Genomic DNA, 19,998 nt, shown 5'->3' on the forward strand with positions numbered 1-19,998 from the left:
TCCAGGCTACTATATCGTCAATTATATGGGATCACTTTACCTTCCCGTTTCCGTATCCCAGAAAGGTACATAATAGCGCCCGGGCTCAAACTGGCCAACATCGTTTTTTCTGCCGAAAGTCATAATAGCCGGCTGATATCGAAGCAGTTCATCAACCTCCTTCACCGGCTCAACGAGTTTGCCACCCTGGTCAGGATCAACAGCCAGATTCATCTGTCCCTGCGGGTCACGTTTGAGTACGAGACCATAAAACGACAGATCTACCGGGTCAAGCCTTGACCCATATTTTTCATTCAGCAACAGACTGTTGACTATCTTGCACCATGCCGGTAATGCCCCTGCTGATCCTGTTATCCTGCTGCTCTTTCTGCGCATGGGTTTATTGTCATCAAAACCAACGTAAACCCCCACCGCGAAACCACCATCAATCGTCAAATCCTCCCCTTTCATCGATAAACCTGGGAGGTATCCAAAAAATGACGCGTTGGTATATCGGTTTGCAGTACCGGTTTTCCCAAGCAGGGGAATGGCAAGATCAAGAGCCGGCCCTTCACCTTCGTTCTCCTTCACAGAAAGCCGAACAGTTTTATCCGCCCTTTTTCCTGTACCGAATTTTACTATATTTTCCAGAATATGCCCTATTGATAATCTTGTTTTTGTATCAATTACTGTTTTTTCATGCATCGCAGGACGGTAAAGAATTTTTCCGTCTTCAGATTCAATCCGGTCGAGAATAGCCAGGGACTCGCTGCTCTCCTCATCATTTTCATCTCCGAAGTTCGTTACCATTCCCGAAACCAGGGCTTCATACATCCTGGTGGTTTCCAGCAGAGTGACAACATTGGAACCCAATGGAAAAGAGAGTACCGGTTCGAGTTTGCTTTTGATCCCGAGCTCCTCACCCATCCTTACCAGGTAATGAAGACCCACCATAATTCTAAAATCTTTTACTTTGGAAAGTGTAGCAAAACTGTAGGGAAGCCCTTTCTTTAATTTTTCATACTCTCTCTTCACCTGCTCCTGAAGAGTATCGAAAGCGCCAACATTGAGCAAACCATTCAACTTCACCTTTTCCAGGAATTCATGCCGACTGCGATTATCCAGCCGTGCAAGATAGGAAAGCAGTTTTTCTCTGCTGATCGGCCGGTCCTGTTCACTCGCGTTTTCCATCCTGCTGAAAGACACTTCTCCAGTCAGGTCATTGAGAAAAAAAGCGTTCGTCTGCTCTGCAAAAGGATCATAATCCCTGACATCACCTCCAGGGTCAAGAGTTCTTATATAATTTCGCATCTCCTCTCTTACTGCAGCCAGAAGCAGGTACGAGTTTTGCAACAGTTTCTGGCGAAGAGCAATTTCCTTTTTCTCATAATCATGCAGGCTCTGTTCTTTCTCAATCAGTTCCTGTTTAAGATCTTCATAAAATTTTTCAAAATGCAGACCAAAATGTAATCCTTTGATTATTTTGTATTCAGTGAGCATGCCGTCAAATATAAAATCGGTCTCAAGATTCATGACGGCCTCCCTGAAGGCCGCACCAAGCAGGACATCTCTATCAACAACCAGGCCAAAACGATCCCTGATTCGATCCCGATAGGTTCTATAAGGTTCTTCTTCCCCGTCAACAACCCGGGGGGCAAGATCAAGTCGGCGGGCAACTTCTTGAAACTGCGCTGGATTTAAATGATCACAGAGATGAGAAAGAAGCCATACAGAGGCAACATTTTCTGAATGAACACCAGCCCAGCTCATGGACACCTCCCTGAAAGGACTCCTGTGATCAGGGCGGGGGAAATAGGGCCGATCATGGTAGACAAACACATCCCGACTATTTTTCAACAGGTCTGAACTGTTCCAGCCCAACTGCAGGGCAGCCGTAAAGACAAACGGTTTAAAAGCCGATCCCATAGTTCTTTTCGCATAAACGGCACGATTATAAAAACGGTTTTCCGTTCCTCCAGCCATCCCCTTAATCCTGCCATTTTTCAGAACTATTGCTCCTCCCTGCACCTTGGGATATTTTTCAAGATTCAAGAGTGCAGTTTTATTTTCCTGCAAACTGCGGACACTTACCCAGACACGGTCTCCCACCTTCAGTTCGGTCAACAGATCGTCAAGATCTTTTTTTTCAGGTTCACTCCATCGATTTTTATTGTATTTGGCTAAAGCAGTGACCATCTTTTTAAGCCCTTTGTAATCGATGATTCCCATACCGATTTTTCTGTCAAACTCCACATGGAGTTTGACATCCTTTTCCTTCCCGTCGATTTTTTTTATTTTTCCAAATAAAAAGGCGTCCTCAATCAACCTGCTGTCACCCTTATAATTCAATTCTTCAAGTTCCCTCTGTACCTCCACCCTTGTATAACCACGCAGCCGGACATCCAGACGAGACAATTCACCCCTGAGAACAGACAGGATTTTTTCCTGCAGATCCCTGTCAACTGTAGTGATAACCTTCACTCCAGAGGTGGCGACATTGGTGATACCATGTACAGCGAGACTGTTGAGAACTTCTGTTGATGAAACCGCGTCTTTAATCATTTCCATGGCATAATCCAGGGAAAAACCGACCTTCCCCTGTTTAAACGGGATTTGTGAAGAAACAGCTTGATTATAAGTGTAATTATCTATCATCCCAAGAGTTCGCATCTTCCCCAGAACATACCTGAGACGGATCTTAGCCCGCTGCCTGGCCAGGTCAGCCGCTTTTTTCGATTTTTTGATGAAAGGATTATAATAGTTGGGACGCTTGACGCTTCCGGCAATAAATGCACTTTCAACCAGGGACAATTCGGAGGATTTTTTATCGAAATAATATCTTGCAGCAACACCCAGACCGTGACCATTGCCACTTACATAAAACTGGTTGGCGTAAAATTCAAAAATCTGTTCCTTTGAATATCGGTATTCCAGTCTCAAGGCAAACAGCAGCTCTTTCAGCTTGGCTTCAAGGGAACGGTCAGTCCTTTTGAAGAGATTCTTGGCTGTCTGTTGCGTCAGTGTACTCCCTCCCTGAACAATTCTGCCGGCTGCGATATTTTTCACCATTGCCCGGGCGATACCGACAATATCAAAACCGAAATGGGAAAAAAAACGGTCATCTTCCGATGCCACCAGTGCGTTGACAAAGTCGTCTGGAATCTGACTGTAGGTGACATACTGGCGATGTGCCTTATCAAAAAAAACACCCAGCCTGGTTTTGCCGTCACTGTAGAAAACATGGCTTTCCTTACCAAGGATTCGACGAATATTCTCTATCTTGATTTCATCGCCAGGTTCCACAACGACCAGGTAATACAGCCCACCCGCAACAAATATGGCAGCAATTATGGCAAGAGTTGAAAAAAACAGAAAAAATTTTTTAAGCATGATATGATTATACCAATCAGGAAACACATGAGAACCTGAATCCACGACACGTCTATCTGGTCGCTTTCAGGCTTTTTCAGATAATCCGGCATCCCCCTGACATGCTCAGAACGGATATGCCAATAGACACGCACGGCTTCGGGCTGCGCTGATTATACTTATATTACTTGCTTTTCCCCAGTGGTTCGGTTTTAAATAGGTGACAATTGTTACTGCGCTTAATTTGCTTTGAATGTACAAGGTTATATAAGATATCTCAACAGGCATTTATTGACAATTCTCTCATTTCAATCCTTACCGAATTCTTGCAACTATTACTTAACATTTTATGCAACATATATATAACACGTTAATAAGAATCATTTTTCTCCTGCTTACCGTTTCCTTTATCTCCGGATGCACTGATAAAAAACTTGTCAGTACCCTGCCTTCTCCCAAACCTGTCGATAAAGTAGAAGCTGAACCTGTCGATGATCCGGATCTGCAACTGGTTGAAACCGAACCGGAAATGTGCCTCGACCAGGAACTTGTGGCTTTGAAGAAAACAGGGGGATGGGACCAGAATATTTCTCCTGTAACAGAGGCTCCTGCTGAACATATTCGCTACGATTTTCCTGTTGTTCTTAATAAACAGGTCAATATGTATCTTGACCTCTTCCAGAACAGGCAGCGAAAACAGTTTTCCAGGTGGCTTGCCCGTTCCACAAAATATAAGCCACTGATGGAAAAAACTTTCCGGGAAGCAGGTCTCCCACTGGATCTTATCTATCTGTCCATGATCGAAAGCGGTTTTTATCAACGTGCTTACTCCAGATCACACGCTGTTGGTCTCTGGCAGTTTATGCGCGGCACAGGCAGACAGTACCATCTCAGGATAGACCGATATGTTGATGAACGACGGGATGCCGAAAAGTCAACAAAGGCCGCGGCAAACTACCTCTTGGATCTTTACCGGGAATTTGGTGACTGGCATCTGGCTGTTGCGGCCTACAACGGAGGACCCGGGAAAATCAGAAGTGGCCTGAAAAGGTACAAGGTCAAAAATTTCTGGGAACTGGCTAACCACAGATTTCTCAGGCTTGAAACCAAACGATATGTTCCCAAGCTCATAGCCGCTATCCTCATTGCCAAGGAACCTGCCAAATACGGATTTACCAATATCTCTTACCAGCAACCGCTCCAGTACGACACGATTACAGTCGGTCCCGGGATGAAGCTGAACGCTATTGCCATGATCAGCAACAGCAGCATAAAAACCATCAAATCCCTCAACCAGGAATTACGGCAGAGCAGAACACCCTTGAACAGGGCTTCCTACAGGGTACACATTCCGCCATTCACCAAAACAATAGCAGAAAAAAATCTTCCCAGACTCCATTCTATCGTGAGTACAGGGTTCAAATCCCATAAGATCAGAAAAGGTGAAACTTTATCAAAAATCTGCAGAAAATACGGGGTCAATAAAACCACTATCCTGAAAGTCAACAACCTGCGTACACGTACACTTGTTGTCGGCCGGAACCTGAGAATCCCCTATTCGACCATCACCTATCAACTCCTGCCGGAAGGCTCTAAAAATGCACTGGCCGCCTACAAGGACAGCCTTATTCTCCACCGGATAAAACCAGGAGAAACCGTGTCGAAGATAGCATTCAAATATGGCGTGCCACCGGAAATGATTGTTGAATGGAACGGGCTGAAGAGCGTCCACAGAATCCGGGCTGGACAACAGCTTGCACTTTATATCAACAAAAGCGGTTCCAGTCTCCCGGCAAACCCTGCCCAAAAACGGAACATGAAGAAAACAGGTGGCAAAAGCAAAGTGGTTTTCCTGACAGCTGACAGGAAAAAACTTCGTATCGGAAATTCCAGCGCCTTCAAATATTATCAGGTCAGGTCCGGGGATTCTCTCTGGACAATTTCCAGAAAATTCAAAATTTCCACAACTGAACTGAAAAAATGGAACAACCTGAAATCCAATCTTATCCATCCGGGAAGCAAACTGAAACTAAAGAAGGTTTAAGTTAGGTTTCTATCGGCAACAGCCCCAAAAAAGCACAAAATGACAGATTCTCCATTTCCGGCCGGTGAGTATAATGACGATGTTCATGTTATTCACCATAACGACCAGACCATAATACTCATAGGAACTGCCCATATTTCCCCTGAATCAGTACAGCTTGTAAAAAAAGTTATTGAACAGGAACAACCCGACTGTGTCTGCCTCGAACTTGATGATAAACGTTACCAGGCCCTGACACAGAAAAAAAAGTGGCAGTCACTGGACCTGAAGGAAATTATAAAAAACAAACAACTTGCAACTTTGCTTGTCAGCCTGCTGATGGCATCCTATCAGAAACGACTTGGCACCAGTCTTGGAGTCACACCAGGGGCTGAGCTGCTTGCGGCAGCGCAAACTGCAAACAGTTTTCAGATTCCCATCTCTCTCTGTGACCGGGACGTACGCATAACCCTGCGCCGGGCGTGGAAATCGACCTCCTTTTTTAAAAAAATATACCTGCTCAGTTCCCTTCTGGTCAGTGTTTTTGACAGAACAGAGATAACCGAAGAAAAACTCTCAGAACTCAAACAAAAGGATGTCCTCACCGAGCTCATGGATGAAATGGGAGAATCCATGCCAACCATGAAACGTGTTCTCATAGATGAAAGAGACCTTTATCTGGCCGAAAAAATAAAGGCCTCCCACGGAAAACGCATTGTTGCTGTCGTGGGGGCAGGTCACGTGGAAGGCATCAAGAAAACACTCCCTGTTGACCACAGGGACAAAATCGCCGAAATTTCCACTATTCCACCTGTTTCGAAGGGATATAAGTTTTTCGGCTGGGCAATCCCACTCTTGATACTCGGCTCCATTGCGGCAATTGGCTACCAGAAGGGTGGTACTGTCGCCGGAGAAAACATGATATACTGGATACTGGCCAATGGTATTCCTGCGGCCGGAGGTGCCCTGCTGGCCCTGGCCCACCCTTTTACCATAATTGGAGCATTTTTAAGCGCCCCCCTGACCAGCCTGACTCCGGTTATCGGTGCCGGTTATGTAACTGCGTTTATCCAGGTCATGACTTCTCCACCCAAGGTCAGGGAATTTGAATCTGCAGGAGAAGATATTGCAACTTTCACCGGCTGGTGGAAAAACAGGCTCCTGCGTGTTTTTCTTGTCTTTCTGCTCACCGGGCTGGGTTCCGCCATAGGAACATGGGTAGGTGGTGTTGAGATTTTTAAGAATCTGGTGCATTGATAACATTCCCAAACCTTTTAAAATTGTATAACTACTGAATACTAAACTAAATTATCATGTCTGAAAATAAAGAAATAGAACTCCCTGAATTGACTATCAAACAAAAAAAATTCCTGAAAAAACTGGCCCATCCACTCTCACCCTCAGTCCAGATAGGAAAAGATGGTCTCAGCGAAGGTCTTCTTGAATCCATACGGACAGCTCTGGTTCATCATGAACTGATCAAGGTGAAAATCAGTAATAACAGTGGCCTGGAGAAAAAGGAAGCAGCTCAGTCTATACCTCAAAAAACAGGCAGCTCCCTGGTACAGCTCATCGGGAAAACCCTTATTCTCTATAAAACAAATCCAAAAAGAAAAAAAGAAAAGCGAATTGTTCTGCCAAAAGCCTGACAAGGGATAATCATAACAGGGAAAGCAGGGGGGTGGGAATGTCTTGAGAAGCAACGACTATTTCCGGATCATGATCATCCGAAATACTCTTTTCTGCGGCGTACAGTGCCAGTTCGGGCCTGTTATTGGTTTCACTCAAGTGCGCCAGAACAATTTTATGCAGACGGTCGTGAAATGTATTTTTCAAAAATTCGGCTCCTTTTTCATTGGATAAATGTCCCTGGGTGGAACGGACTCTCTGCTGCAATGCCAGGGGATATGGCCCATTTTTCAACATCTCCGGATTATGGTTGAATTCAAGGATAAGCCCGTTACATTCCGAAAGCCTTTTCTCCATCAGAAAAGTCACCTTTCCGGTATCAGTACAGTAACCAAGGCTCACCTGACCGTCACTGATAACAAAACCGACCGGATCTGCGGTATCATGGGAAATCCGGAATGAACGTATAAAGAGATCGTGGAAAGAGAGGCCCCCGCCCGTTTCAAACTCTATTCGCTTGAACAGTTTACCCATTTTTTTTTCTCCGCCCTTGAAGGTTCCTGCATTTGCCAACACAGGAATGCGACATCGTCTTGAAATAACACCAACTCCATGGATATGATCATTATGTTCATGGGTTACACAGACTCCATCAAGAGAATCCAGATCACGGCCTATTGATTTCAGCCGTTTTTCAATCTCCTTTCCTGAAAATCCACCATCAACCAATATTGCAGTGGTTCCGCTTTCCACGTACACAGCATTTCCCCTGCTGCCACTGCCAAGAACTGAAAATCGTATCACAGACCTGTATGACCAAATCCGCCGGCCCCTCTTTCGGTCACATCCAGTTCTACAACAATTTCAAAATCAGCGCGCGTTACAGGGGCTACCACAAGCTGAGCAATTCGATCACCTCTCCTGACCATAAAATCCGCACGGCTGTGATTGACCAGGGCTATTTTTATCTCTCCCCTGTAATCTGAGTCAATTGTTCCGGGACTGTTGATCAATGTAATGCCATGCTTCACAGCTAAACCGCTCCTTGGCCGAACCTGCAACTCAAATCCAGGGGGGAGTGCCACACCAAAACCTGTGGGTACAAGAACAATCTCTCCGGGAGAAACGGGCAGTGGTTTTCTTACCGCCGCCTCTACATCCATTCCTGCAGAGCCGAAGGTTTCATAGCTTGGCAGGTGGATATCCCGCTCATCCGGTGGAAGAAACCATTTCAGTTTTATTGTTATTTTTTCCATATTTTATTAAATCCTGATTCCATACGAAACTCAGTCTGGCACCGGAAATCCTTGAGACATTTCTGTTTCGGCGGGAGGATTTCAAAAAATCATACCGCCTGAGCTGGTAAGAAATGCATATCAGCCAATATCAAAAAAGCCGACCCCCTGAAAGAGAATCGGCTCCAAACTGAATCCTGCACGTCACAACATGCGGATGCCATATTTGTTAATCTGCATTTTTTTCGAGCAGGGCTTTACGGCTCAAGCGTATCCTGCCCCGATTATCAACATCAAGGACTTTCACTTCGATGACATCACCTTCACTCACCACGTCACTCACCTTGTTCACACGTTTATGGGCCAGTTCAGAAATATGAACAAGACCATCCGTACCTGGAAGTATTTCTACAAAGGCACCAAAGTCTTTAATAGTTTTAACGGTTCCCTTGTAAACTCCACCAACTTCCGCTTCGGCTGTAATGGCTTTCACCTTTTCAACCAGAGCATCAGCCAGGGCACCGTTTAAGGCAAACATTTTCACAAGACCCGAATCATCCACCTCTATCTTGGCATCAAACTCGCTGGATAACTCTTTGATAATTTTACCGCCAGGGCCAATAATATCCCGGATCTTGTCCTGACTGATTTTATGAACAATATATTTCGGCGCATGGTCTACGACCTCGTCTCTTGCCTTGGCAATACCCTTTTCCATCTCTGAAAGAATATGAATCCGCCCCTCTTTGGCCTGCTCAAGGGCCTTTGACATAATTTCCCTATCAACGCCATCAATTTTGATATCCATCTGCAGGGCTGTCACTCCGTCAGTTGTACCAACAACTTTGAAATCCATATCACCCAGGTGGTCTTCGTCACCGAGGATGTCGGAGAGAATGGCAATTTTCTCATCTTCCTTGATCAATCCCATGGCAATACCGGAAACCGGACGCTTAATCGGGACTCCGGCATCCATCATGGCCATACTGCCACCACAGACTGTAGCCATGGACGATGATCCGTTGGATTCCAGAATTTCCGATACCACACGAATAGAATAGGGAAAATCCTCTTCGGCCGGCAGTACCGCTTCAAGACCACGGGTTGCAAGTGTTCCATGACCGATATCCCTACGGGAAGGGCCACGAAGGAACCGCGCTTCCCCCACACAGAAAGGTGGAAAATTATAATGTAGCATAAACCGCCTGGTTTCTTCACCGTGGAGTGTTTCAACCCGCTGCTTGTCCCGCTCACTGCCGAGAGTTGTTGTTACCAGGGCCTGGGTTTCACCGCGGGTGAACAGTGCTGATCCATGGGCCCGGGGCAAATATTCCGCCTCGCAGGCAATATCCCTGATCTCATTGAATTTCCGACCACCGATACGAATTTCACTATTGACGATCTTGTCACGCATATATTCTTTTTTATAGGCGGAAAGCATTTCCGATATCCCGTGACCATTTTCACCGTCCGTATCCAGTTCTGCCAGAACCATGCTTTTCAAGTCGTCATACACCTGTCCCCGCTCCATTTTATCGGCTGTATTAAAGACCTTTTCCATCCCTGCAGCGGCAATTTCACGAACCTTTGCCATCAATTCTTCATCAACAACAGGTGTTTCAATCTCACGTTTGGGCTTACCGACAGCTTTTTGCAACTCCTCCTGCAGATCGATGAGTGGTTGCAACTCATCAAAGCCATAAAAAATAGCAGCAAGAACCTCATCTTCACTCAGTTCATCGGCTTTTCCCTCAACCATGACAATGGCCTCGCGGGTGCAGGCAACAACAATATCCATGGAGGATTTTTTTAATTCTGAAACTGTCGGATTCAAAATATACTGTCCGTCCACCATACCTATCCGGCCACCGGCCACCGGACCGTCAAAGGGGACATCGGATATGGTCAGTGCGCAGGAGGCGCCGGTAAGGGCAAGCACATCGGCAAGATGCTCCTGGTCTGCTGAGAGGACGGTTGCAATAACCTGGGTTTCCGCCGAATACCCTTTGGGAAAAAGAGGTCGCAGTGGACGATCAATGATTCTACAGGTCAGGACTTCATTATCACTGGGTCGTCCGATTTCTCTTCGAAAATAATTGCCGGGTATCCGCCCGACCGATGCGAGTTTTTCCTGATACTCAATTGTCAAAGGCATAAAACCGGCTTCAGGTTTATTTTCTTTTGCCCCGACAACTGTCACGAGAACAACAGTCTCTCCGGACTGAACAACCACTGCTCCGGACGCCTGTTTGGCAATTTTGCCTGTTTCGATGGATATTGTTTTTCCACCGAGTTCCGCTTCTACTTTGTTAAACATGATTTCTCCAGATGTTCAGCATCAGGGAAAGGTACTTCCATTAATTATGACTGGATTATCCACCAGCCCCGTATGCTCTTTTGTTTTCTGAAAATCCTGCCACTGAAAGTCGTTTCGCCGCAGTTGGATTTTCTTTACTTTGTTATGGCTGAGCCATTGGGTTCAACCATATCTTTATTGGATTTATCAGTCTGATTGCCTGCAGCCTGATCCGCATTTCTCATGAACATTGTGGCAATTCTGAGTTCGGTGAGCTCGAAAAGAACACTGCAGATTATCATTGCATGAAAAAATCGTATCACCTGATAATATCTGTAATTTTGGCCGTTGACCAGCCTGATATAATTACCACATCTCCAGGCAGGCTGAGTTTCATGAGGTAATCACAAAACAATAAAAACCCCAAGCAGCTCTAAACTGTTGAACCGCTTGAGGTATCAGTCGGCATTGCGCCGGAACCGACCAGTCCTGAATTGCCGGCAGATAACTTATTTACGTAAATCAAGTTCCTTCAGGATCATTCTGTACTTGTTCACATCCTTCTTTTTCAGATAATCGAGAAGACTGCGACGCTGACCAACAAGCTTAAGCAGTCCCTGTCGTGAATGATGATCCTTCTTGTGTACCTTGAAATGCTCGGTCAGGTACTTGATGCGATCCGTGAGGAGGGCAATCTGCACCTCCGAGGACCCTGTATCGGAATCATGGGTTTTAAATTTTTCGATTATTTCATTTTTTCTTACTGCTGACTGTGCCACGATACTCCTCCTGAAACAGTATAATAAACATATACATGTATAAGATTAGAATTATATAAGAATCTTATTCACCTCTGTACTGCGGGTCAAATTCAGCTGTTACGAAAATTCGACACCCGCTCTTGACAACATAATCCCGGTTCTGCACTGTGTGCGGAAAACACGGGGTACAACAACGGCTGACCGGATTAGGTGGCGTATCCCGGCAGCCTGTTAAATACTTTTTAGTGCCTTACTCCTGAAATCCTGTCATAGAAAACAAGAAACCAGGAAAGGTGTTTTGAAATTAAATGGTTAGATTTATTTCCATGGCACTTATACCCCCTTGTGGGGTGTTAACACTACCTCTTTTTATACAGTATCCAAATCATTTGAATATTGCAATAGTTTAGACACCTCTTCAAGAGATAACATCTTCCTTAAAAACCGCTTTCGGGCGTCCTCTGCAGTCAGGTCTTCGGGAGTAAGGCAACCCTCCTCAATTGAAAAGCAACCGCTCCTGATGCGACGCAATTGCACAAGATGAGCACCACATCCCAGATCTTTACCGATATCAGCAGCCAGACTGCGGATATATGTACCCTTGCTGCAGACTACCCGCACCTGCAGATCAACTTCTTTCCCCGCCAGATCCTTCCCATCGTCAATGCGCTCAAGGGTTGAGACAGTGATCTCTCTTGGCTCTTTTTTAATCTCAATCCCGCGACGGGCATAATAATAGAGCGGTTTCCCCTTGTGTTTCAGGGCCGAATACACCGGGGGCGCCTGCATTTGTACTCCCCTGAACCGCTGCAGAGAAGCCTCAATATCAGAACCATTCAAGATACCGACTTCCGTTGTCTTTGTTATTTTTCCTTCCGTATCCAAGGTTTCTGTTTCTACGCCAAGACGAAGAGTAGCCAGATATTCTTTCTCCCCCGCCATAAACCTTGAAATCATTTTTGTAGCCGGTCTGCCGACACAGACAATAAGCAGCCCTGTAGCAAAGGGGTCAAGTGTACCCGCATGACCAACCTTTTTTATATCGAGAATACGCCTGACCCTGGCAACAACAGCGAAAGAAGTCATACCTGCTGGTTTATCTACCAGGAAAACTCCTGCAGGAGTCACTCTCCCCTTATTTTTTTTGATCATGCAACACCCTGCTCACCTTCTCCTGCACCTGCAGACGAACAGTTTCAATCGAGGTATTGGACAATCTGAACCCGGCTGCATTTCTGTGACCTCCACCATCAAAACCTCTGGCGATGGCAGCCACATCGCACTCTCCCTTTGCCCGCATACTGACAGAAACCTGTCCGTTTTTCCCTTCTTTTAAAAAGACAGCGATTTTTACTGTCCTCAGGGATCGTGGATAGTCTATAAATCCTTCCACATCCTCCATAGTAGCACCGCTTTCTCTGAGCATTTGCCGGGTCACATGAATAAAGGCAACCTGATCCGACTCATAAAGATTCATGGTAGCCAGAACAAATTCCATGAGCTTGAGCCTCTCCTTGCTGTAATTATCAAAGAGGTGCCCACCCACTTCTTCGGGCCGTACTCCTTTTTCAACCAGTTCAGCAGCAATATGCAGGGTTCTGGAACCGGTACAGTCGTAGCGAAAAGACCCTGTATCCGTGCAGATTGCCACATAAAGATTATAGGCTGCCCTGTATGTTATCTCCAGCCCGAGAGCCATGGCCAGCTCATAAACCATTTCCCCGGTGGAGGAACGTGATGATTCCACCCAGCGCACGGTACCAAAGTCCCGGTGAGAGAGATGATGATCAATAACAGCAAAGGGGCTGATATTTAGAAATTTTTCCCGATGTACCCCAAGTCTGTCCGCATCTCCGCAATCAAGAGCCAGGGCCACCAGGTCCGTTGAAGCCTCATCCACAAAACTCTCCAGATCATCAAGAGAACAGTTTGCCAGTTCACAACCTGGGAGAAAATCATAGAGATGGGACACCGGCTCTTCCAGATAACAGAATACTTTTTTCCCTGATGCCAGCAGCAGATCGGCCAGTCCGAAAAGCGAACCAAGTGCGTCACCGTCCGGGTGAATGTGGGTGAACAGAACAATATTCCCCGCACCCTCAAGAGCCTGAACAACTGCGTCAGGAACTGTCACGAACTTTTCTTTCATCAGCTATTTCCTGAAATATGGATTCCAGCTCCTCAACCTTTTCCGCCGTGTCATCATATCGAAACTGCAGGGCAGGGGTAAACCGCAGGTTCAGCGTTCTGGCAATATGAGTTCTCATGAACCCGTTGGCGCGTCGCAGTCCTTTTTCGGCGAGTCTGATACCTTTTCTGTTTATTTCATGATCAATAACAGTGAAAAATATTCTGGCAATACTCAAATCATCGGTAACCTCAACCCGGGAAATGGTTACTCCCTGCAGTTTTGGATCTCTTACCTTGCTTACCAGAAGAGTAGCCAGCTCAACTCGGATCGCATCCGCAACCCTTGCCGAACGTTTTCTTTCCGGTCTTCTGCCAAGTCCGATGGAATCTAGTGTCTGTTTAGGATCCCAGTTGGTCACAATTTCTTTCTTTCCTTCTTTATATCAAAATCCAGCGACCCAAAATCGTTCTGCCGCAATCGGATTTTCATCACTTTTTAGTACCCGGGGTACATAAATACCCGGAGGGCATAAATGGTTGAGCCTTAAAGTCCGGCCTTTCTTTACAGAGTTGCCTCAACTTCGGTCATAACATACGCTTCAAGATTATCACCAACCTTGATATCATTGAATTTCTCAACCCCAATGCCACATTCGTACCCGGAGACAACTTCCTTTACATCATCCTTGAACCGCCTCAGGGATTCAATCTTACCGGTGTAGATAACCACTCCCTCCCGCAGGACACGCACACCCGCATTTCTCTGTATCTTTCCGTCCACTACAGCACACCCTGCAATGGTTCCAACCTTGGGCACATGAAAGGTTTCACGCACTTCGGCAAGCCCGATGATATCCTCTTTAAAAGTCGGCTCAAGCATACCTACCATGGCTTTCTTGATGTCATCTAAAGCGTGGTAAATAACATCATAAGAACGGACATCAACCGATTCCTTCTGGGCAAGTTCCTTCACCTTGACACTCGGTCTCACATTAAAACCGATGATAACGGCGTCCGAGGCTGAAGCAAGCAGGATATCCGATTCAGTGATTGTCCCTGTTCCTTCATGGAGCACCTTAACTTTGATTTCATCAGTGGAAAGCTCTTCCGCCGCCTTGGCGAAAGCCTCCAGGGTACCCTGAACATCCGATCTGAGAACAACACGAAGTTCCTGCACTTCACCTTCCTGCATCTGCTCAAACAGTTTATCGAGGGAAATTTTAGTGTTCGCGCCAAGCTCCGATTCTCTTGCCTTCAACGCTCTCTTCTGGGACACGCTTCTGGCCATTTTTTCATCCGTGACCACTATAAATTCGTCTCCGGCACTTGGAACCCCGGAAATACCCTGAACTTCAACCGGAATCGAAGGACCTGCCTCCTCAATTTTCTGGCCTTTAAAGTCAAGCATGGCCCGAACTTTTCCACTGAACTGACCTACAACAAAATGGTCTCCAGTACGCAGGGTGCCGTCCTGGACAAGAACAGTGGCAACAGGTCCCCGTCCCTTATGTAATTGTGCTTCGACAACACGTCCCCGTGCCTTGCGCTTTCTATCCGCTTTCAGTTCAAGCATCTCAGCCTGTAACTGGATCAGTTCCATCAGCTCATCTATACCGATATTCTTCTTGGCTGATGTTTCACAGTACATGGTATCTCCCCCCCAATCCTCAGGGGAAAGGTCCAGTTCGGCAAGTTCACGCTTGACCCTGTCGATATCTGCATTGTCCTTGTCTATCTTGTTCACAGCCACAATAATCGGAACACCTGCTGCCTGAGAGTGACTGATTGCTTCACGGGTCTGATCCATAACACCATCATCCGCCGCCACTACCAGGATGACAATATCAGTCACCTGAGCGCCACGGGAACGCATTTCCGTGAAAGCCGCATGGCCCGGTGTATCAACAAAGGTCACGTCACCATAATTTGATCGCACGTGGTATGCACCGATATGCTGGGTGATTCCACCCGCCTCACCTTCAGCCACATCTGTTTTTCTGATGGCATCCAGAATCGATGTTTTACCGTGATCAACATGGCCCATGACAGTGACAACAGGGGAACGAGGCTCCTTCTCACCGCCGGATTCAGATTCATTCAACATCTGGATCCCGATTTCTTCAGTAATACCCTGCTCAATATCATATCCGAAATCAGCCGCCAGGATGATTGCGGTTTCCACATCCACGGACTGGTTGATGGTCGCCATGACCCGAGTCCCATCAGTTTTGCTATGACGTCACTGGCTTTTACTTTCATACGCTGGGCCAGATCGCCGACACTGATGGAATCATATACCTTGAACCGTTTCTTGCTGGCCTTCATCTCGGAAGGAGGCGCTACCGGTTTGGGTGCCTTCCTGCCACCCTTTCTCCCACGCTTACCACCTCTCGCCTGGTAATCATTGGCAAAATGGGTGAATTTCAGACCTTTCTTGCCCTTCTTACCTCCCCTGCTGCGATAATCATCACTTTTGCCATCGTGTGCACCCTTCTTTCCTTTCTTCCTGCCTCGACTTCCATCATCGCGATCAGCAACGGGAGCCATTGCAGCCGGTGTCGGCCTGGCTCTTCTCTGGGATGCAGGTTTACCTCCTTTCTTACGGGGACGTGAAGGTTGAGTTTCCTCTTTCGGCAATTCTATTGTACCAACTACCCGTGCCACATTTTTGCGGATCGGCTGTTTCTTCTCGACCTTGTTTTTTACTGCAGGAGTTTTTTTGTCAGAAACAGTTTCTTCTGCCTCTTTTCTCTCAGGTTCCTGGGGTTGGGGAGTATCAATCTCGGAATCTTTCTCTTCTAAAACACCCTTTTCTTCTTCGATTAATTCTTTGCTTTCAGCAGTTTTCTTCCCAGGGACAGGTTCCGGTTCACCCTGTTTTTCACCAGACACTTCTTCGGGTACTGTCTTTTTCTCAGGGGGTGTGACCTCACTTTCAACAACAGCTTCTTTTGTTTCTGCAGCTGTCTCAAGATCTTTCCCGGATGTGCTGTCCAGCTGCGCAGGACTCTCCGGTACTGCTTCCTTTTCCTTCTCTACCACCGGTTCCTCAACCTTTGGTTCAGCTTTCGGCCTCCTGCGAATAACCGTCGCCCTTCTTCTGATAACCGTTGACTTGCCGCTTTCACTGATCCTTTTTTCAACCAGTTCCGTATCGGTCGATTTCAGAATAGTTTTCCGGATCTTTTCAGCGGTTTCATCATCAACCGTAGAGCTATGGCCCTTAATGTCATACCCGTGTTCCAGCAATTTATCGGCCAACACCTTACTGCTCATGCCGGCTTCTTTCGCCAGCTCATAAACCCTAATCCTGCTCATCCTTCACTCCCGTATTACACCGCAACAATTTTCACTCGCCAATACCAACGTCGCCCGCACCACCCTTACCGACAAGCTATTATTAATTCTATTTTCTCAAAGACGAAACAATCTTTTCCATTTTTTTTTCCGTTTGTACAGCAGTTCAACACACTTTTCATTCGTGCAGCAATACACTCCACGACCAGGCAGCACCTGATGTTGATCCGCCACTATACCACTGTCCCGCCAGACATACCTGAGCAACCTGTCCTTTTCCTTCTTTTTTCCGCATGAAGTGCACGTTCGAACAGGCCTGCACTTCTTCCGGTTACCCTGCTCATATTCTTCTTTCAACTGCTCCTGTCATCCTCTTCGGATTCTTCGTCATCCACCTTCTTCAGGTTCTCCTCTTCTTCCTTTTCCCCGGACAATTCCGTCTCCGGCTGATCTCCATTTCCAGATCCCTTGTCTTCCACCCCATTTTTTTCCGCTTCCGGCTCATCATTAAACGGATTGGCTTTTGCCTCCTCAATCAGAGCCTGGGCAAATTCATCATCGATTGCACGCAGGACAGTGAGATCTTCAACGGTTTTTTCCGACAGAACTGATGTTGAGGAAATACCTTTTGCAAAAAGCTGATCAGCAAGAGACTCATCAACACCCTCCAGCGCCAGCAGAGATTGGTATCCCTCATTTTCAAGATTTGCATAACGCTGTTCACTTTTCACATCAATACGCCATCCGAGCAGCCTGGAGGCAAGTCTGACATTCTGTCCCTGCCTGCCAATTGCCAGAGAAAGCTGATCGTTTGGAACAACAACCAGAAGAGATTTGGCCTCTTCATCAACCCTTACCATACTGACATGAGCTGGAGCCAGTGCATTATAAACATATTTTGCAGAATCAGGGCTCCAGGTGACAATATCTATTCGCTCCCCCTGCAATTCCTGAACAACATTCTGTACCCTTGATCCTTTCATTCCGACACAGGCGCCCACAGGATCCACATCACTCTCCGATGAACTCACGGCAATTTTAGCACGGAACCCCGGCTCTCTGCTTACACCCATTACCCGTACAATACCTTCAGCCATTTCCGGAACTTCCATCTGAAACAATTTTTCCAGAAATTCATCGCAGGTTCTGGAAAGAATAAGCTGGGAATCCCTGGCGGTCTGCCGCACCTCCTTCAGATAGGCACGAATACGATCCCCCTGTTTGAAAGAGCGTTTGGGAATCTGCTGGTCCTTGGGAAGAATCGCATCGGTTCTTCCGAGGTTAACAATCATGTTGCCCCGCTCAAAACGCTGAACAATCCCGCTGACAACCTCGCCGACCCTGTCCTTGAACATTTCATAGATAACTTCCCGCTCGGCATCCTTCATTTTATGGATAATGACCTGTTTGGCTGATTGCGCTGCAATCCGTCCAAGATCAGTAATGTCTTCCATTTTTTCGCCAAGCTCATCACCAAGCTGAACTTCAGGGTCAAGTTTCAGGGCCTCCTCCAGGGAGATCTCCATCTGTTCGTCTTCGGGCTCTTCCACCACAATCCTGAATTGAAATATCTCAACTTCACCATATTCTTCATTGTAGCGCACCTCTATATCCCTGCGGCTTCCCAGCTTCTTCCTGGCAGCCGAACGCACGGCCTCCTCAATCGCTTCTATCAGCAATGCCTTGTCGAAACCACGATCTCTGCAGATCTGGTCGATGATGCGTTTTAAATCCGATAGCATTTCCTTACCCCATCATTATTACTTTCAGCTCCAATCCATGGAGAATATCCTGTTTTCAAGGTAATCTTCATCAGTTCCCTGAATAACACTTAAATAGTCAATCTGGCCTTGCTGACCACAGTAAAAGAAAATCTCACACTGGATTGATCCTCCAGTTTCAGCAAAATATCACTGCCGTCAATTTCCTCAATAATCCCTTCAAAAATCTTTTGTCCATCTCTTTTTTCCGACAGCTTCACCCTGGCAGTCTTCCCCAGGAAACGGGCAAAATCATCAACTGACCGCAGGGGTCTCTCAAGTCCAGGAGAAGAAACCTCCAGGTGATACGCATGGTCGATAAGATCTTCAATATCCAGGTAATGACTCAACTCGCGACTGACTTTGCTGCAGTCTTCGAGTGTCACACCCCTGTCTGCATCAATAAATACCCTCAGGACCCATCCGTGACCTTCTCTTCGAAACTGAATATCAAACAGTTCCAGCTCCATTGACGACAACAGCTGCCTTAAAAATACTTCTATAGTTTCCAGTATATATTCAGACATTTCACTCTTCCTGCAACAATGCACGACAACAGCATGATCTGCAATCCCATTCCTCTGGAAGTCAGAATCCGGACATAAAAAAAAGCGGGCAATGCCCACTTCCAAAACGCCTTGCCGCAACTGAGAAACATTACGGAAGGTATAACTTCAACTTCCAGCACCATACCAGACAGTTGAACTGTGCAACATTATCATAACAGCCAAGTCTTGTCAAGCCCAAGAAAGCTGACACTCCCAGTAAAAATCGAAAACATGCTCACTTAAACAAATTCTCCAGGTTTTTTTGCACGGTGTTTTTTAAAAAAAGGTGATTTTTGCAATACACCCGATAAAGCAGGCACAACAACCGGTCTTGTCAACCTGCGCCCAGATATTCAAATATATCCCAAAATGCCTGATAAAGCAGCGACATCGTCAGCTGTCATGGGTAGCGGAGATAATTATATACGTAATCGAAAAAAAATTCTATTTGACAAACGGTACATGTCTTTTTATTACATCGGGCAGTTTATTCGCACCTGAAGGATATTAACGACAGATTCGGAACAATCACCCACTGCATCGTTCAGGTCATACCTAAATCCTGCAATTGGCAAGTTTTTCGGAGATGCGAGGCATCAAGAGCGCAGACGTATTAACATACTTCAAGCACTTGATAACGAAGCAGATTCGATAAAATTGCCAATCCACCAGGGCAAGGGAATAAAAAAAAACAATCTCACTCTGATAGTGAGTAGTACAGCCCCTACTGCAATATGATAACTATCTGTTTATACAGTATAAATATTTTTTCCTTATTCCCGAAGTGCAGGATTTAGGTCATAATCCTTTTCGAAAAGATAATCGACATTTCCAGCCGGACTCTTGCTTATCTGTCTGATTATATTCGGACGTGTTTATCGTTTTCCAGCAGACAGTTACTCCAATGCTTTCAGTAAAAAAACGATATTGCCAGCTTATGAATGATTAATATCTTAAACTTGAGGGTACTT

16 protein-coding genes are annotated in these 19,998 nt (G+C 46.2%); 3 read left to right on the forward strand and 13 right to left on the reverse strand.

Annotation, left to right across the window (positions count from 1 at the left end):
* Positions 1–36: 36 nt before the first annotated feature.
* Entirely contained in the window at positions 37–3,369 is a 3,333-nt protein-coding gene (locus tag LO777_RS09520) for a transglycosylase domain-containing protein (RefSeq protein WP_228857243.1), read from the reverse strand.
* Between the two features lie 328 nt (positions 3,370–3,697).
* Here LO777_RS09520 and LO777_RS09525 point away from each other — a divergent pair, with 328 nt between their 5' ends.
* Genes LO777_RS09525 through yhbY form a run of 3 tightly spaced genes read left to right on the forward strand, consistent with a single transcriptional unit; the run spans position 3,698 to position 7,020 of the window.
* The gene (locus LO777_RS09525) at positions 3,698–5,392 is read left to right on the forward strand and encodes a LysM peptidoglycan-binding domain-containing protein (protein WP_228857244.1); all 1,695 of its coding nucleotides are present in this window, start codon (positions 3,698–3,700) and stop codon (positions 5,390–5,392) included.
* A gap of 39 nt (positions 5,393–5,431) precedes the next feature.
* The gene (locus LO777_RS09530; protein ID WP_228857245.1) at positions 5,432–6,628 is read left to right on the forward strand and encodes a TraB/GumN family protein; all 1,197 of its coding nucleotides are present in this window, start codon (positions 5,432–5,434) and stop codon (positions 6,626–6,628) included.
* A 56-nt stretch (positions 6,629–6,684) separates the two neighbouring features.
* Entirely contained in the window at positions 6,685–7,020 is a 336-nt protein-coding gene (gene yhbY, locus LO777_RS09535) for a ribosome assembly RNA-binding protein YhbY (RefSeq protein WP_228857246.1), read from the forward strand.
* A gap of 10 nt (positions 7,021–7,030) precedes the next feature.
* On the opposite strand, the gene LO777_RS09540 is transcribed toward yhbY, so the two are convergent.
* From LO777_RS09540 to LO777_RS09595, 12 genes are all read right to left on the reverse strand, one after another.
* Positions 7,031–7,804 carry an MBL fold metallo-hydrolase gene (locus LO777_RS09540; protein ID WP_228857247.1) on the reverse strand — a complete coding sequence of 258 codons (774 nt, stop codon included), beginning with the start codon at positions 7,802–7,804 and terminating at the stop codon, positions 7,031–7,033.
* Positions 7,801–8,256, reverse strand: a complete 456-nt coding sequence (gene dut / locus LO777_RS09545; RefSeq protein WP_228857248.1) for a dUTP diphosphatase — start codon at positions 8,254–8,256, stop codon at positions 7,801–7,803. The genes LO777_RS09540 and dut overlap by 4 nt, the downstream gene beginning before the upstream one ends.
* Before the next feature lie 208 nt (positions 8,257–8,464).
* On the reverse strand, positions 8,465–10,552 hold the full coding sequence (gene pnp / locus LO777_RS09550; protein ID WP_228857249.1) for a polyribonucleotide nucleotidyltransferase: 2,088 nt from the start codon (positions 10,550–10,552) through the stop codon (positions 8,465–8,467).
* Positions 10,553–11,040: 488 nt separating this feature from the next.
* On the reverse strand, positions 11,041–11,310 hold the full coding sequence (gene rpsO / locus LO777_RS09555; protein ID WP_228857250.1) for a 30S ribosomal protein S15: 270 nt from the start codon (positions 11,308–11,310) through the stop codon (positions 11,041–11,043).
* A gap of 351 nt (positions 11,311–11,661) precedes the next feature.
* A complete protein-coding gene (gene truB / locus LO777_RS09560; protein ID WP_228857251.1) occupies positions 11,662–12,444 on the reverse strand; it encodes a tRNA pseudouridine(55) synthase TruB in 783 nt (260 codons plus the stop codon).
* Positions 12,428–13,441, reverse strand: coding sequence for a DHH family phosphoesterase (locus LO777_RS09565; RefSeq protein WP_228857252.1), 1,014 nt, complete (start codon positions 13,439–13,441; stop codon positions 12,428–12,430). Before LO777_RS09565 ends, truB begins: the two co-directional genes overlap by 17 nt.
* The gene (gene rbfA / locus LO777_RS09570) at positions 13,413–13,841 is read right to left on the reverse strand and encodes a 30S ribosome-binding factor RbfA (protein WP_228857253.1); all 429 of its coding nucleotides are present in this window, start codon (positions 13,839–13,841) and stop codon (positions 13,413–13,415) included. Before rbfA ends, LO777_RS09565 begins: the two co-directional genes overlap by 29 nt.
* A gap of 143 nt (positions 13,842–13,984) precedes the next feature.
* A complete protein-coding gene (gene infB, locus LO777_RS09575; protein WP_228857254.1) occupies positions 13,985–15,631 on the reverse strand; it encodes a translation initiation factor IF-2 in 1,647 nt (548 codons plus the stop codon).
* Positions 15,520–16,740, reverse strand: a complete 1,221-nt coding sequence (locus tag LO777_RS09580; RefSeq protein WP_228857255.1) for a translation initiation factor IF-2 N-terminal domain-containing protein — start codon at positions 16,738–16,740, stop codon at positions 15,520–15,522. Before LO777_RS09580 ends, infB begins: the two co-directional genes overlap by 112 nt.
* Positions 16,741–16,836: 96 nt before the next feature.
* Positions 16,837–17,076 (reverse strand): YlxR family protein, encoded by a 240-nt coding sequence (locus tag LO777_RS09585; RefSeq protein ID WP_228857256.1) that lies wholly within the window; start codon positions 17,074–17,076, stop codon positions 16,837–16,839.
* A complete protein-coding gene (gene nusA / locus LO777_RS09590) occupies positions 17,073–18,461 on the reverse strand; it encodes a transcription termination factor NusA (RefSeq protein ID WP_228857257.1) in 1,389 nt (462 codons plus the stop codon). Before nusA ends, LO777_RS09585 begins: the two co-directional genes overlap by 4 nt.
* A gap of 89 nt (positions 18,462–18,550) precedes the next feature.
* Positions 18,551–19,006, reverse strand: a complete 456-nt coding sequence (locus LO777_RS09595) for a ribosome maturation factor RimP (protein WP_228857258.1) — start codon at positions 19,004–19,006, stop codon at positions 18,551–18,553.
* Positions 19,007–19,998: the final 992 nt, after the last annotated feature.

The sequence above is a fragment of the Desulfomarina profundi genome (genome assembly GCF_019703855.1).
Taxonomy (GTDB): domain Bacteria; phylum Desulfobacterota; class Desulfobulbia; order Desulfobulbales; family Desulfocapsaceae; genus Desulfomarina; species Desulfomarina profundi.